Annotated in this window: 10 protein-coding genes and 1 pseudogene; 4 read left to right on the top strand and 7 right to left on the bottom strand. The window is 64.0% G+C overall.

The window, feature by feature from the left end; translation table 11 throughout:
• Nucleotides 1–8 precede the first annotated feature (8 nt).
• Both ccoO and ccoN read right to left on the bottom strand, forming a co-directional pair.
• Nucleotides 9–740 (bottom strand): cytochrome-c oxidase, cbb3-type subunit II, encoded by a 732-nt coding sequence (ccoO, locus tag Amn_RS27465; protein ID WP_286294177.1) that lies wholly within the window; start codon nucleotides 738–740, stop codon nucleotides 9–11.
• 10 nt (nucleotides 741–750) lie between these two features.
• Nucleotides 751–2367, bottom strand: a complete 1617-nt coding sequence (gene ccoN, locus Amn_RS27460; protein ID WP_286294175.1) for a cytochrome-c oxidase, cbb3-type subunit I — start codon at nucleotides 2365–2367, stop codon at nucleotides 751–753.
• Between the two features lie 62 nt (nucleotides 2368–2429).
• Between ccoN and Amn_RS27455 the strand changes: the two genes are divergently transcribed.
• Nucleotides 2430–2999: a hemerythrin domain-containing protein gene (locus tag Amn_RS27455; RefSeq protein ID WP_286294173.1), complete on the top strand. Its 570-nt coding sequence runs from the start codon at nucleotides 2430–2432 to the stop codon at nucleotides 2997–2999.
• Between the two features lie 8 nt (nucleotides 3000–3007).
• Here the strand turns inward: Amn_RS27455 and Amn_RS27450 are convergent.
• Nucleotides 3008–3729 (bottom strand): annotated as a pseudogene (locus Amn_RS27450) (Crp/Fnr family transcriptional regulator).
• Between the two features lie 187 nt (nucleotides 3730–3916).
• On the opposite strand from Amn_RS27450, the gene hemN reads away from it, so the two are divergent.
• Both hemN and Amn_RS27440 read left to right on the top strand, forming a co-directional pair.
• A complete protein-coding gene (hemN, locus tag Amn_RS27445; RefSeq protein WP_263005598.1) occupies nucleotides 3917–5266 on the top strand; it encodes an oxygen-independent coproporphyrinogen III oxidase in 1350 nt (449 codons plus the stop codon).
• 70 nt (nucleotides 5267–5336) lie between these two features.
• A complete protein-coding gene (locus Amn_RS27440; protein WP_286294169.1) occupies nucleotides 5337–6668 on the top strand; it encodes a UDP-glucose dehydrogenase family protein in 1332 nt (443 codons plus the stop codon).
• Nucleotides 6669–6720: 52 nt separating this feature from the next.
• Here Amn_RS27440 and scpA read toward each other — a convergent pair whose 3' ends face one another.
• The 4 genes from scpA to Amn_RS27420 all read right to left on the bottom strand — a co-directional run bounded on the left by scpA (nucleotide 6721) and on the right by Amn_RS27420 (nucleotide 13156).
• Complete coding sequence (gene scpA / locus Amn_RS27435) at nucleotides 6721–8862, bottom strand: methylmalonyl-CoA mutase (protein ID WP_067955833.1); 2142 nt, start codon at nucleotides 8860–8862, stop codon at nucleotides 6721–6723.
• Between the two features lie 165 nt (nucleotides 8863–9027).
• Nucleotides 9028–11031 carry an acetyl-CoA carboxylase biotin carboxylase subunit gene (locus tag Amn_RS27430; protein WP_286294166.1) on the bottom strand — a complete coding sequence of 668 codons (2004 nt, stop codon included), beginning with the start codon at nucleotides 11029–11031 and terminating at the stop codon, nucleotides 9028–9030.
• Nucleotides 11032–11042: 11 nt separating this feature from the next.
• Complete coding sequence (locus Amn_RS27425; protein WP_067955836.1) at nucleotides 11043–12575, bottom strand: acyl-CoA carboxylase subunit beta; 1533 nt, start codon at nucleotides 12573–12575, stop codon at nucleotides 11043–11045.
• Entirely contained in the window at nucleotides 12575–13156 is a 582-nt protein-coding gene (locus Amn_RS27420) for a biotin transporter BioY (RefSeq protein WP_067955838.1), read from the bottom strand. The genes Amn_RS27425 and Amn_RS27420 overlap by 1 nt, the downstream gene beginning before the upstream one ends.
• Nucleotides 13157–13323: 167 nt before the next feature.
• On the opposite strand from Amn_RS27420, the gene Amn_RS27415 reads away from it, so the two are divergent.
• On the top strand, nucleotides 13324–14736 hold the full coding sequence (locus tag Amn_RS27415; protein WP_067955840.1) for a helix-turn-helix domain-containing protein: 1413 nt from the start codon (nucleotides 13324–13326) through the stop codon (nucleotides 14734–14736).
• Nucleotides 14737–14739 lie beyond the last annotated feature (3 nt).

The raw sequence follows: 14739 nt of genomic DNA, 5'->3' as shown, positions 1-14739 counted from the left end.
CATATCTCCTAGCGGTAGCCGGTGGCCGGGTCGTAGGTCGAGAAGTCGACCAGCGTCCCGAGCATCTGCAGATAGGCGACCAGCGCATCCATCTCGGTCAGCGCTGCCGGATCGCCGTCGAAGTCGCCAAGCTTGGCCTTGGGATAGCGCGCCAGTACGCCCGACGTGTCGGCATTCGGATCGGCCTGCGCCTTGATGTCGGCATCGGCGCTGGCGATCATCTCGTCGCTGTAGGGTACGCCGACACGACGGTTGGCGATCAGGTCGTAGCTGATGGTCTTCACCGCCAAGGGCGTTTCCTGGAGGAAGGCGTAACTCGGCATGACCGATTCCGGCACCACCGAGCGCGGCTCGACCAGATGCTGGACATGCCATTCGTTGGAGTAGCGATTGCCGACGCGGGCGAGGTCGGGGCCGGTGCGCTTCGATCCCCACTGGAACGGATGGTCGTACATCGACTCCGCTGCCAGACTGTAGTGGCCATAGCGCTCGACCTCGTCGCGGAATGGCCGGATCATCTGGCTGTGGCAGGTGTAGCAGCCCTCGCGGATGTAGATGTTGCGGCCAGCGAGCTCCAGCGGCGAATAGGGCCGCATGCCCTCGACCTTCTCGATCGTGTTCTCGAGGTAGAACAGCGGCGTGATCTGGACCAGGCCGCCGATGCTGACGACCAGAAGCGTGCCGACCAGAAGCAGCGTCGCGTTCTTCTCGATTGTCTTGTGTTTGTCGAGCAGTGCCATTTCGGGCTCCTTACTGCGCAGGCTGGAGGGCGGGGGCTGAGGTGGGCATCGGCTCTTCCTGGCGCTGGTGGCCGCGGATCGTCATGTAGACGTTCCAGGCCATGACCAGCGCGCCGGCGAGATACATCAGGCCGCCAATGGTGCGGACGACGTAATAGGGCGCCATGGCCGCGACGCTTTCGGCGAAGGAGTAGACCAGGAAGCCCTGCTCGTCATACTCGCGCCACATCAGGCCCTGGCTGATGCCGGCAACCCACATGACCGCGGCGTAGACGACGATGCCGAGGGTCGCTAGCCAGAAGTGCCAGGTCACCAAACGCAGCGAATAGAGCCGCTCACGACCCCACAGGCGCGGCACCAGGAAGTAGATGGCGCCGAAAGTGATCATGCCGTTCCAGCCAAGCGCGCCGGAGTGGACATGGCCGATGGTCCATTCGGTGTAGTGGCTGAGCGAGTTGACCGCCTTGATCGACATCATGGGGCCCTCGAAGGTCGACATGCCGTAGAAGGCGATGGCCAACACCATCATGCGGACGATCGGATCGGTGCGGATCTTGTCCCAGGCGCCCGACAGCGTCATCAGGCCGTTGATCATGCCGCCCCAGGACGGCATCCAGAGCATGATCGAAAACACCATGCCGAGCGTCTGCGCCCAGTCTGGCAGGGCGGTGTAGTGCAGGTGGTGCGGGCCGGCCCAGATGTAGAGGAAGATCAGCGACCAGAAATGGATGATCGACAGCCGGTAGGAATAGACAGGGCGTTCGACCTGCTTGGGCACGAAATAATACATCATGCCGAGGAAGCCGGCGGTGAGGAAGAAGCCGACGGCGTTGTGGCCGTACCACCACTGGGTCAGCGCATCCTGCACGCCCGAGAACAGCGAATAGCTCTTCGAGCCGAGGAAGGATGCCGGCACCGCCAGGTTGTTGACCACGTGCAGCATGGCGATGGTGATGATGAAGGCGAGGTAGAACCAGTTGGCCACATAGATATGCGGCTCCTTGCGGTTCAGGATGGTGCCGAGGAAGACGGCGAGATAGGCGACCCAAACAATGGTCAGGAAGGTGTCGACATACCATTCGGGCTCGGCATATTCGCGGCTCTGGGTGATGCCGAGCAGATAGCCGGTCGCCGCCATGACGATGAACAACTGATAGCCCCAGAACACGTACCAGGCGAGGTTGCCGCCGAAGAGCCGCGCCCGCGAGGTGCGCTGGACGACGTAGAACGAGGTCGCGATCAGCGCGTTGCCGCCGAAGGCGAAGACCACTGCCGAGGTGTGCAGCGGGCGCAGGCGGCCGAAGTTCAGCCAGGGCTCGATGTTGAGATCGGGGAATGCCAACTGGGCCGCCACGACGACGCCGACCAGGAAGCCGGTGACGCCCCAGAACACGGTGGCGATAACGCCGTAGCGTATTGGCCCGTCCATGTAGGGCGAGCTGTCCGCGGGCGCGGCAGCGGCCGGTGCGTAGTTGCCGGTGCGCAGCAGGACGGTGGCGCCACCGCCAAGGGCGAAGAACAGCACCCACATATGAGCGCCGAACTGGCTATCCTGCGCGAAGGCGGCGCCCAGCAAGGCGGCGAACGCCGCCAGTGCCAGCAGGACGATTTCGTTTCCATATTTCATGAGCGATCCCCGACTATGGTCGCGCGCCGACGGTTTCTGCCGACGCCAGACCGGACACATCCATGACATTGGCGGCTCGCGCCTTGATCTGGATCAAGGTCAAGCCGGCCGTGTCGGCCCAGCCTTGGCCTCAAAAAGGGAACCTCTGGGTAATGATCGCGCTCAATGACAGGCAAGCCGGATCGCAGGATGGTGCTGAGCGCGAGGCCGTCGAGGTGATGCGGTGCGCCCATACCGCCGAACTTGCGCTGTGCGATCGGCTTGAGGAGATTGCCGATTCACTGCCCAACGGGCTTGACCGGCGAAAATGCATCCTGGCGGCGCGGGCGCTTGGGCCGACAATGGCAAAAATCCACCGCTTCGAGGAGCAGCGGATCTTTCCGTGCTTTTGCCAGCGTCTGGGCCACAGCGTCGAGTCGGGCAAGACCATCGAGCGACTGAGGAACGAACATCTCGAGGATGAGGGCTACGCCGCCGAGTTGCGGGACGCCTTGCGCTCTGCCGCGCGGCAGGGCGAGGCCGACAGTCCGGAAACCCTCGGATTCATGTTGCGAGGCTATTTCGGCGCGGTGCGCCGGCACGTCGCTTTCGAGCGCGACCATGTCATGGCACTTCTGGCGCCCGCCGGTTGACGGCCTGCTCAGATATTGGCGCGTCGCTCCAGCCTGTCCAAGTCGAAGACCGTGATATGGCGGTTGTTTTCGACCGTGATCAGACCGTCCTTGCGCAGCTTGGTCAGCTGGCGGCTGACGGTTTCGATGGTCAGGCCAAGGAAATCGGCGATGTCGGCGCGGGTAAGCGGCAGGTCGAAGCTGATTTCGCCCGCGCTCTCGGCCTCTGGGTCGCCATGCCTGGCGATGAGGTGAAGGAACGAGGCGACACGCTCGGCGGCGGTCTTGCGTCCCAGCGTCAGCATCCAGTCGCGTGCCTCATCGAGCTCGTCGAGCGCCTGGAGATGCAGCCGGTGGCCGAGCTCCGGCGCCTGGTCGATCATACGGTCGAGCGAGGTCTTGGGAAAGGCGCAGACGCGGACGGCGGTTGCGGCTTCTGCCGTGATTGAGCTCTCCTGCTTGAACGGACGGCCGATGAAGTCGGGCGCGAACTGCAGGCCGACGATCTGCTGGCGGCCGTCGGGCAACGTCTTGACCAGCTTGACCACGCCGGCCAGCACGTTGGCGTAGCTGTCGATCGTGTCCGAGTCCGACACCAGCACGGTGCCCGGCTCGACCTTGCGTTTGGTGGTGTGTCGGCTGAGCTCGACAAGCTGTTCCGGCGCGCACCGCAAACGCCGCGATGCCGCGCCTCGCAGGAGCGGCACAACGCCGGTATTTCAGAATTGTGAATGTCCTGGCGAATGGCCATTTCTTCGTCCAGCACCCCGATTTGCCCAATCTAGGCATCGCGGCCGCCAAAAGGAACCGTGTCATTGTGTCCATCGCCCTGTGTTGCTTTTGATCCAGCTCGTTGCTTGATCCAGGTCTTCGCTTGATCCAGGTCAAGGCGATACCGGCGTCTCCGCAGCATGCTTCAGCAATTGATGGAGACGATCATGGACAGGACCCTCGTCGAGAAATACGCAGCGCCGGTGCCGCGCTACACCAGCTATCCGACCGCGCCGCACTTCAATGCGGCGGTGTCTTCGACGACCTATGGTGGCTGGTTGCGCGCGTTGCCCAAGGGGGCGAGTGCGTCGCTCTACATCCATGTTCCCTATTGCGACCGGCTGTGCTGGTTCTGCGCCTGCCATACCAAGCAGACCCGTCGCTACGATCCCGTCGAACGTTATCTCAGGGCGCTGGAGTGCGAGATCGATACGATCTCCGCGCTGTGTGGAAGCCGGCTAAATGTCCGCAACTTGCATCTCGGTGGGGGCTCGCCGACGATGCTGACACCAAAGGACATGATGGCGCTCGGCAGCCGGCTGCGCGAAAAGTTCAGCTTTGCCGATGATGCCGAAATCAGTGTCGAGATCGATCCCAACGACATGGACGAGGCGCGTTTTGATGCGCTGGCGGCCGTAGGTCTGACACGGGCGAGCCTGGGCGTGCAGGATTTCGATGAGCGGGTTCAAAAGGCCATAAACCGAGAGCAAAGTTTCGAACAGACGAAGGCAGTGGTCAACGCCGTTCGCGCGCGCGGCGTGCGCTCGGTCAATCTCGACATGCTCTACGGCTTGCCGCACCAGACGCTCAACAGCATCGCCGCAACAACGGAAAAGCTGCTGTCGCTGCGACCCGACCGCATCGCGCTGTTCGGCTACGCCCATGTGCCGTGGCTGAAGAAGCACCAGACGATGATCGACGATGCGTTGTTGCCCGACGCTGTGGCGCGGTTGGCGCAGTCGGAAGTGGCCGCGCGGCTGATCCTGGACGCCGGCTACGAAGCCGTCGGCATGGATCATTTCTCCTTGCCTGGGGATAGCCTGGCCGTGGCGGCGCATGCGGGCACGCTGCGGCGCAATTTCCAGGGCTATACGACCGACCAGGCCGACGCGCTGATCGGCCTCGGTGCCTCGTCGATCGGCCTTCTGCCACATGGCTATGTCCAGAACATGCCGGCAACGGGAGAATATGAACGCCGCGTGCTGGCCGGTGGCCTGGCCGCGGTGCGCGGCTTCGCCCTGTCGAATGCCGACCGCATGCGTGCCTGGGTGATCGAGCGGCTGATGTGCGATTTTTCCTTCTCGCGCTGCGAGATGCTCAGCCGTTTCGGCGATGGCGCCCGCGGCGTCATTGCCGAGGCCGAGCTGCTTGCCGCCAACGACAGGGACGGCGTCTTCGTGCGCGCCGGCAACCGCTTCGTCGTCAGCGAACGCGGCAAGCCGTTCGTTCGATCGATCGCGGCTGTCTTCGACGCCTATCTCGGCCAGGGCACCGCGCGCCATTCCGTAGCCGTCTGAACTTCTACGCGCTGTCAAATTCCTGTATCAAGCGCGTGCGAAACGCACGGCGCGAACGGGATCTGGCTTCATGAATCTGACAGTATTTGGGATTGGCTATGTCGGTCTTGTTCAGGCGGCTGTTCTGGCCGAGGTCGGTCATGACGTCGTCTGCGTCGACGTCGATGCGGCCAAGGTCGAGCGGCTGAACCAGGGTTTCATCCCGATCTTCGAGCCGGGGCTGGAGGCGTTGGTGCGCGAGAACCACGCGGCGGGGCGTATCGTCTTCACGACGGACGCTTCGATGGCCGTGCGCCATGGCGCGATCCAGATGATCGCGGTCGGCACGCCGCAGGGCGAGGACGGCTCGGCCGACCTCAAATATGTGCTGTCGGTGGCCGATGTCATCGGCCGCGAGATGGCGGGTGCCAAGATCGTGGTGACCAAGTCGACGGTGCCGGTCGGCACCGCCGACAAGGTGCGCGAGACGATTGCGGCTGCGCTCAAGCAGAGAGGCCGGGAGGAGCTAAGCTTCGACGTCGTCTCCAACCCGGAGTTTTTGAAGGAAGGTTCGGCGGTCGCCGACTGCATGAAGCCCGACCGCATCATCGTCGGCACCGACAGCGAAGCGGCCGAGGAGGTGATGCGCGAGCTCTATGCACCGTTCAACCGCAACCACGAGAAGATGATCGTGATGGACGTGCGCTCGGCCGAGTTCACCAAATACGCCGCCAACTGCATGCTGGCGACCAAGATCAGCTTCATGAACGAGATGGCGAATCTGGCCGAGCTGCTCGGCGCCGATATCGAGGAGGTGCGCAAGGGCATCGGTTCGGACCCGCGTATCGGCTACCACTTCATCTATCCCGGGCTGGGTTATGGCGGCTCGTGTTTCCCCAAGGATGTGCGGGCACTGATCCGCACCGCCGGCGATGTCGGTTTCGAGCCGGTGCTGCTGCACTCGGTCGAGGCGCGCAACAATGCCCAGAAGGCGGTGCTGTTCGACAAGCTGAAGAGCCACTTCAACGGCGACCTTGCCGGCAAGACCTTTGCGCTCTGGGGTCTGGCCTTCAAGCCCAACACCGACGACATGCGCGAGGCACCATCGAGGGTGCTGATGGAGGCGCTGTGGCAAGCCGGCGCCAGGGTGCAGGCCTATGATCCCGAGGCGATGAACGAGGCGCAGCAGATCTATGGCCAGCGCGACGACCTCACCTTGTGCGGTACCAAGGAGGCGGCGTTGCGCGGCGCCGATGCACTCTTGATCGCCACCGAGTGGAAGAATTTTAGGGCGCCGTCCTTCGAGCTGATCCGCGACCAGCTCAAGACCGCCGTCATCTTCGACGGCCGCAACCTCTACGACCCGGCAGTCGTCGCCCGCCACGGCATCCAATACGTCTCCATCGGCCGAAAGGCGTCATAACACCGGCAAAGAAAGGGCCCGCGCGAGCGGGCTCTTTTGTCTGATGCGGCGCTCACTGGTTGCGGCGCTTGCCTTCCATCAGGTCGAGCACCGCGCGGGCGGCGTCGAGCACATTGGTGCCGGGTCCGAAGACCGCCGACACGCCATGGTCAAGCAGGTACTGATAATCCTGCCGCGGAATGACGCCGCCGACCACCACGATGATATCCGCAGCGCCCTTGGCCTTGAGAGCCTGGACAAGCTGTGGGGCAAGCGTCTTGTGGCCGGCCGCCAGCGACGACATGCCGACGACGTGGACCCTGGAGGCGATCGCCGTGTCTGCGGCTTCGCCCGGCGTCTGAAACAGCGGCCCGGCAATGACCTCGAAACCGATGTCGCCAAAGGCCGAGGCGATAATCTTGGCACCGCGATCGTGGCCATCCTGGCCGAGCTTGGCCACCATGACACGCGGCTTTTCACCCAGTGAGCCGGCAAACTGTTCGAGCCGCGACACCAACGTCTGGAATTCCGGCTCGTCGTCATAGGCCTTGCCATAGACGTTTTCGACCACTTCCGGCACCGCCGCATGGTCGCCAAAGGCGCGGCGCATGGCATCGGAAATCTCGCCGACCGTGGCACGGGCGCGGGACGCGTCGACGGCCGCGGCAAGGATGTTGCCTTCACCTGAGCGAGCGACCTGTTCCAGCGCGGCAATCGTTTCGGCGACGCGCTTCGGGTCGCGCTGGCGGCGGGTGCGCTCGATACGGGCGATCTGCGACAGGCGCACGGCGGAATTGTCGATCTCAAGGATATCGAGATGATCTTCCTGCTCGAGGCGGTACTTGTTGACGCCAACGATGACCTCGTCACCTTTGTCGACGGCGGCCTGGCGCCGGGTCGCCGCCTCCTCGATCATCCGCTTGGGCAATCCGCTCGCGACAGCCTTGGTCATGCCGCCCATCGCCTCGACCTCCTCGATCAGCGCCCAGGCCTTCTCGGCGAGGTCGTTGGTCAGGGCCTCGACATAATAGGAGCCGGCGAGTGGGTCGACGACCTTGGTCACGCCGGTCTCATGCTGCAGGATCAACTGGGTGTTGCGGGCGATACGGGCCGAAAACTCGGTTGGAAGTGCTATCGCCTCGTCGAAGGAGTTGGTGTGCAGCGACTGCGTGCCGCCGAGGGCCGCCGACATCGCCTCGAAGGCGGTGCGGACGATGTTGTTGTAGGGATCCTGCTCCTGCAGCGACACGCCGGAGGTCTGGCAGTGCGTGCGCAGCATCAGCGACGAGGCCTTCTTCGGCTCGAACTCGGTCATGATGCGCGACCACAGCAAGCGCGCCGCCCGCAGCTTTGCCGCCTCCATGAAGAAGTTCATGCCGATGGCGAAGAAGAAGGACAGCCGGCCGGCGAAGTCGTCGACATTGAGCCCCTTCTTCAGCGCCGCACGAACATATTCGCGCCCATCGGCCAGGGTGAAGGCAAGTTCCTGCACCAGCGTCGAACCGGCCTCCTGCATGTGGTAGCCGGAGATCGAGATCGAGTTGAACTTCGGCATCTCTCTGGCCGTGTACTCGATGATGTCGGCAACTATGCGCATCGAGGGTTCGGGCGGGTAGATGTAGGTGTTGCGGACCATGAACTCCTTGAGGATGTCGTTCTGGATGGTCCCCGACAGCTTCTCGCGCGACACGCCCTGTTCCTCGCCCGCGACGATGAAATTGGCGAGGATCGGGATGACAGCGCCGTTCATGGTCATCGACACCGAGATCTGCTCGAGCGGGATGCCGTCGAACAGGATCTTCATGTCCTCGACGGAATCGATTGCCACGCCGGCCTTGCCGACGTCACCTTCGACGCGCGGATGGTCCGAGTCATAACCGCGATGGGTGGCGAGGTCGAAGGCGACCGACACGCCCTGCTGGCCGGCGGCGAGCGCCTTGCGGTAGAAGTTGTTGGAAGCCTCCGCCGTGGAGAAGCCGGCATATTGCCGGATCGTCCAGGGGCGGCCGGTGTACATGGTGGCGCGTGGACCGCGCAGGAACGGCGCGATGCCCGGCAGCGTGCCGAGATGGCCGATGCCTTGGAGATCATCCGCCGTGTAGAGCGGCTTGACCTCGATGCCCTCAGGCGTGTTCCAGGTCAGCGTGTCGGGCGATGCCTTGATCTCGCGCTCGGCGAGTTTTTTCCAGGAATCAATTGTTGGTTTGTCGGTCATTGGGGCCTCCTCAGGCGCGGGGCTCACCCTCCCCCTTCTGGGGAGGGTCGGACCGCAGGTCCGGGGTGGGGGTAAGAGTGCCAAGTCGAGCACGTGCGACGATGGGGTCGATCGTGTCCACTTTGCGGATCGACCCTAAGCAGTCTGAAGAGGCGCTAGGCGCCATCACTCGAACTCCATGATCAGCTCGTCGACTGCGAGGCTTTCGCCCGCTGTCGCCGCCACGCGCTTGACCGTGCCCTTGCGCTCGGCGCGCAGCACGTTTTCCATTTTCATCGCCTCGACGGTTGCCAGCGACTGGCCGGCCTCGACGGTGTCGCCTTGCTTGACGAGGATCGACGTCACCACGCCCGGCATCGGGCAGAGCAGCATCTTCGAGGTATCCGGCGGCAGCTTGACCGGCATCAGCCTGGCCAACTGGGCGACGCGCGGGCTGCGCACATGGGTCACCACGTCCATGCCGCGCCAGCGCAGGCGCCAGCCTGTGCCCGACCGCGACACCTTCACGCCGATGGACGTGCCATCGACGGCAAAGTTGGCGTGCGGGTGGCCTGGCAGCCAGTCGCTCGACACCGCAAGTGTGGTGCCGTCGTCGAATTCGACCATCATGCCGTCGGCTCCGTCCCTGACATGGAGCGGCAGGGTGAAGCCGGCAAGGGTGACCACCCAGTCGGCGCCGACGGGACGCTGGTGGTTGGCGAGCGAGCCCGAGATCTGGGTGCCGCGACGCTGGACGGACTGGTTGATAAGTGCCGCCACCGCGGCAAGCTTGCGGGCATCGGACTCGGAGGGTGCCACGCCGGCAAAGCCGTCGGGGAACTCCTCGGCGATGTAGGCGGTGGTCAGCGCGCCGGAGCGGAACCGCTCCTGGTCCATGACCGCCGAGAGGAACGGCAGATTGTGGCCGATGCCTTCGACTTCGAAATCGTCCAGCGCCCGGCCCATCGCCTCGACCGCCGTCAGGCGATCCGGCGCCCAGGTGCAGAGCTTGGCGATCATCGGATCGTAATACATCGAGATTTCGCCGCCCTCGAAGACGCCGGTATCGTTGCGGACGATGGTGCCGTCGTCGCGCTTGCCCTCGACCGGCGGGCGGTAGCGGGTCAGCCGGCCGATCGACGGCAGGAAGTTGCGGTAGGGATCCTCGGCATAGAGGCGGCTTTCGACGGCCCAGCCGTTGAGCTTCACGTCGGCTTGCGTAAAGCGAAGCTTCTCGCCGGCGGCGACGCGGATCATCTCCTCGACCAGGTCGATGCCGGTGATCAATTCCGTCACCGGATGCTCGACCTGCAAGCGGGTGTTCATCTCGAGGAAGTAGAAGTTCCTGTTGCCGTCGACGATGAACTCGACCGTGCCGGCCGAGAAGTAGCCGACGGCCTTGCCGAGCGCCACGGCCTGTTCGCCCATTGCCTTGCGGGTGGCGGCGTCGAGGAAGGGCGACGGCGCCTCCTCGATGACCTTCTGGTTGCGGCGCTGGATCGAACATTCGCGCTCGCCGAGATAGACAAGGTTGCCGTGCTGGTCGCCCAGCACCTGGATCTCGATGTGACGCGGCTGGGTAACGAATTTTTCGATGAAGATGCGGTCGTCGCCGAAGGAGGACTTGGCCTCGTTCCTGGACGACTGGAAACCCTCGCGCGCCTCGGCGTCGTTCCAGGCAATGCGCATGCCCTTGCCGCCGCCGCCGGCGGAGGCCTTGATCATGACGGGATAACCGATCGAATTGGCGATCTTGACCGCCTCCTCGGCATCCTCGATCAGGCCCATATGGCCGGGCACGGTGTTGACGCCGGCGGAGGCCGCGATCTTCTTCGAGGTGATCTTGTCGCCCATCGCTTCGATGGCAACCGGCGGCGGACCGATGAAGGCGACGCCCTCGCCCTTCAGCGCCTCGGCGAAATTCGGGTTCTCCGACAGGAAGCCGTAGCCGGGATGCACCGCATCGGCGCCGGTTTGCCTGATCGCGTCGATGATCTTCTGGATGACGATGTAGGACTGGTTCGATGGTGCCGGTCCGATATGGACGGCCTCGTCGGCCATCTTCACATGCAAGGCCTCGCGGTCGGCGTCGGAATAGACCGCGACCGTTGCGATACCAAGCTTCTGGGCCGTCTTGATGACCCGGCAGGCGATCTCGCCACGATTGGCGATGAGGATTTTCTTGAACATGTTTGTCCTGCTCACAGCGGTATCGTGTCGTGCTTCTTCCACGGCGCATCGAGCTTCTTGCCGCGCAGGGCGGCGAAAGCGCGGGCGATGCGGCGGCGCGACGAGTGCGGCATGATCACCTCGTCGATGAAGCCGCGCTCGGCTGCCTTGAACGGGTTGGCGAAGTTGGTCTCGTACTCCTTGGTGCGCTCGGCGATCTTGCCGGCGTCGCCCAGTTCGGAGCGATAGAGGATCTCGGTCGCGCCCTTGGCACCCATCACGGCGATCTCGGCCGTCGGCCAGGCATAGTTGATGTCGGCGCCGATATGCTTGGAGGCCATGACGTCATAGGCGCCGCCATAGGCTTTTCGGGTGATCAGCGTCACCATCGGCACGGTGGCCTGGCTGTAGGCGAAGAGTAGCTTGGCGCCATGCTTGATGACGCCGCCATATTCCTGGGCGGTACCAGGCAGGAAGCCCGGCACGTCGACCAAGGTCAGGATCGGGATCGAGAAGGCATCGCAGAAACGGACGAAACGCGCAGCCTTGCGCGATGAATCGATGTCGAGACAGCCGGCCAGCACCATCGGCTGGTTGGCGACCACGCCGACGCTCTGGCCCTCGATGCGCATGAAGCCGGTGATGATGTTCTTGGCGAAGGCTTCCTGGATTTCGAAGAAATCGCCCTCGTCGGCGATCGCCAGGATCAGCTCCTTCATGTCGTAGGGTTTGGTCGCGCTGTCGGGGATCAGCGTGTCGAGCCGCATCTCCAGCCGGCTCGGGTCGTCGTGGAACGGCCGTACCGGCGGCTTCTCGCGGTTATTGAGCGGCAGGAAGTCGAACAGCAGGCGGACCTGCTCCAGCGCCTCGATGTCGTTTTCGTAGGCGCCGTCGGCAACCGAGGACTTCGCGGTGTGCGTGCGGGCGCCGCCGAGTTCTTCTGCCGTGACTATCTCGTTGGTGACCGTCTTCACCACGTCCGGGCCGGTAACGAACATGTAGGACGAGTCACGCACCATGAAGATGAAGTCGGTCATGGCCGGCGAATAGACTGCGCCGCCGGCGCAGGGCCCCATGATGACCGAGATCTGCGGCACGACGCCGGAGGCATCGACATTGCGCTTGAATACGTCGGCATAGCCGGCGAGCGAAGCGACGCCTTCCTGGATGCGGGCGCCGCCGGAGTCGTTCAGGCCGATGACGGGCGCGCCGTTGCGCATCGCCATGTCCATGATCTTGCAGATTTTCTGCGCGTGCGTCTCCGACAGCGAGCCGCCGAGCACGGTGAAGTCCTGGCTGAAGACATAGACCAGGCGACCGTTGATGGTGCCCCAGCCGGTAACGACGCCGTCACCCGCCACCTTCTGCTCGGCCATGCCGAAATCGGTGGTGCGGTGGGTGACATACATGTCGAACTCTTCGAAGGAGCCTTCATCGAGCAGCACGTCGATGCGTTCGCGCGCCGTCAGCTTGCCCTTGGCATGCTGGGCATCGATGCGCTTCTGGCCGCCGCCGAGGCGGGCCTCGGCGCGGCGGGCTTCCAGTTGTTCGAGTACGGCGCGCATCAGTTTATGCCCTTGTGAGAAAGCCATTTCCAGGCGGCGGGGAAGGCGATCGCGGCAAGCACGGCCTTCATGACGTCGCCTGATATGAAGGGGTAGAGGCCGAAGGCCAGCACAGGCTTGTCCCAGCCGACGACATTGCCGAGCCAGAGCAGGCCGGGCACATAGATGACGGCTCCGGCAAGCAGTGCGGCCAGCATGGCGGTGGCAGCGTTGCGGTCCCAGCCGCGCTCGGCGAGCCAGCCGGCGAGTACTGCGGCAGGCAGGTAGCCTGCGAGATAACCGCCGGTCGGGCCCGTCATGTAGGCGAGGCCGATGCCCTTTTCGGGCGTGCCGGCAAAGACCGGCAGGCCAAGAGCGCCCTGCGCGAGATAGAGAGCAACGGCAGCAGTGCCACGTACCGGGCCGAGCGCCAGGCCGAGGCCGATGACGACAAGCGTCTGCATGGTCATGGGAACGGGGTAGAACGGCACCTGGATCTTGGCGGAGGCGGTCAGAAGCAACGAGCCCGCGACGACGGCCACGATGTCCATTGTGCTGAGCCGGCTGGTCCGCCTGTCGGCAACGGTCTGGTAGAGCGTCATGGGGCTTTCTCCCGCGCTACGAGGTTGAAAAACAATGGCCTCTCGCCGCGTCAGCGGCAAGCAGCGAAGTTGGCGCAATAGCCCCATGGCGCGCGCAGGAAAACAGTTGAAAGTGCGCAAAAGCGTAATATACAAATTCGAGAAATGTAAATTGCGAATTTGCAAACATGGCGACCCGCAAACTCTATATCGGCCGCAAGGTGCGCGAGCTGCGCGAGGCCAACAAGGCGACGCAGGCGAGCTTCGCCGAGCGCATCGGCATCTCGACCAGCTATCTCAACCAGATCGAGAACAACCAGCGTCCGGTTTCCGCCTCGGTGCTGCTCGCGCTCGCCGAAAAATTCCAGATCGACATCTCGGAGATTTCGCAGGGCGACAATGACCGGCTGCTGTCGGCGCTGACGGAGGCACTGTCCGATCCGATCTTCGAGAACTACGCGCCCAACCTGCAGGAACTGAAGCTGGTGACGCAGAACGCGCCGGGCTTCGCCCGGGCGCTGATCTCGGCCCATCAAGCCTATCGCCGCAATTCCGAGCAGCTGGCGAGCCTTGACGACACACTGGGGCGCGGCACATCGGCCTCCGAGCCGACGCCCTATGAGGAAGTGCGCGACTTCTTCCATTTCGTCGACAATTACATCCACGCGCTCGACGTGGCGGCCGAGCGGCTGGCCGGGGAGCTCGGCATCGGCGAGCGCGACAGTTATGCGGCGATGGCGGGGCATCTGGACAGCCGGCACGGCGTCCGCATCGCCCGCGCCGATGCCGACGACGATGCGCTGAGGCGCTTCGACGCCAAGTCGGGGGTGCTGTTTCTCAACCCCTACTCGCCTCTGGCCACCCGCAGCTTCCAGATCGCCTTCCAGATCGCCGAGATGGAGATGGAGGCCGAGGTGGCACAGATCGCTCGTTCGGCCGAATTCCGTACCAGCGAGGCGCAGGAAATCTGCAAGATGGGGCTGCGCAATTATTTCGCCGGCGCGCTGACCCTCCCCTATCAGGCCTTCATGCGCGCGGCGGCGGAGCTGCGCCACGACCTCGAGCTGATGGCCGCGCATTTCGGCGCCTCGATCGAGCAGGTGGCCCACCGCCTCAGTACGCTGCAGCGGCCGGGGCACAAGGGCGTGCCGATCTTCTTTGCCCGCATCGACCGCGCCGGCAACATCACCAAGCGCCACAGTGCCGCCAAGCTGCAGTTCGCTCGTTTCGGCGCGGCCTGTCCGCTGTGGAACGTGCACCAGGCCTTCGAGACGCCGGGCCGGATCATCCGCCAGCTGGCCGAGACGCCCGATGGCGCGCGATATCTCTGCATCGCCACGGAAATCTCCAAGGGCGGCGGCGGCTTCAACGCGCCGCACCGGCGCTATTCCATCGCGCTTGGCTGCGAGGTCACTTACGCGCAGGATTTTGTCTATGCCGACGGGTTGGAGCTGGGTAGCAGAACCGCCTTCGATCCGATCGGCATTTCATGCCGCATCTGCGAGCGCACCAACTGCCTCCAGCGCGCCGTGCCGCCGCTCAAGCGCCGGCTGGTAATCGACAAGGACGTCCGTCACCCCCTTCCCTATCGAATCGGCTGAGGA

Source organism: Aminobacter sp. Y103A, from assembly GCF_030294925.1.
Classification (GTDB): domain Bacteria; phylum Pseudomonadota; class Alphaproteobacteria; order Rhizobiales; family Rhizobiaceae; genus Aminobacter; species Aminobacter ciceronei.
Note: the sequence above shows the minus strand (reverse complement) of the source record. Positions and strands in the feature narration are given on the sequence as shown.

Coding starts and splice junctions, on each gene's coding strand:
- hemN (WP_263005598.1), top strand. CDS start 3,917: ATGGACAGGACCCTCGTCGAGAAATACGCAGCGCCGGTGCCGCGCTAC.
- ccoO (WP_286294177.1), bottom strand. CDS start 740: ATGGCACTGCTCGACAAACACAAGACAATCGAGAAGAACGCGACGCTG.
- Amn_RS27455 (WP_286294173.1), top strand. CDS start 2,430: ATGACATTGGCGGCTCGCGCCTTGATCTGGATCAAGGTCAAGCCGGCC.
- scpA (WP_067955833.1), bottom strand. CDS start 8,862: ATGACCGACAAACCAACAATTGATTCCTGGAAAAAACTCGCCGAGCGC.
- Amn_RS27415 (WP_067955840.1), top strand. CDS start 13,324: ATGGCGACCCGCAAACTCTATATCGGCCGCAAGGTGCGCGAGCTGCGC.
- ccoN (WP_286294175.1), bottom strand. CDS start 2,367: ATGAAATATGGAAACGAAATCGTCCTGCTGGCACTGGCGGCGTTCGCC.
- Amn_RS27430 (WP_286294166.1), bottom strand. CDS start 11,031: ATGTTCAAGAAAATCCTCATCGCCAATCGTGGCGAGATCGCCTGCCGG.
- Amn_RS27440 (WP_286294169.1), top strand. CDS start 5,337: ATGAATCTGACAGTATTTGGGATTGGCTATGTCGGTCTTGTTCAGGCG.
- Amn_RS27425 (WP_067955836.1), bottom strand. CDS start 12,575: ATGCGCGCCGTACTCGAACAACTGGAAGCCCGCCGCGCCGAGGCCCGC.
- Amn_RS27420 (WP_067955838.1), bottom strand. CDS start 13,156: ATGACGCTCTACCAGACCGTTGCCGACAGGCGGACCAGCCGGCTCAGC.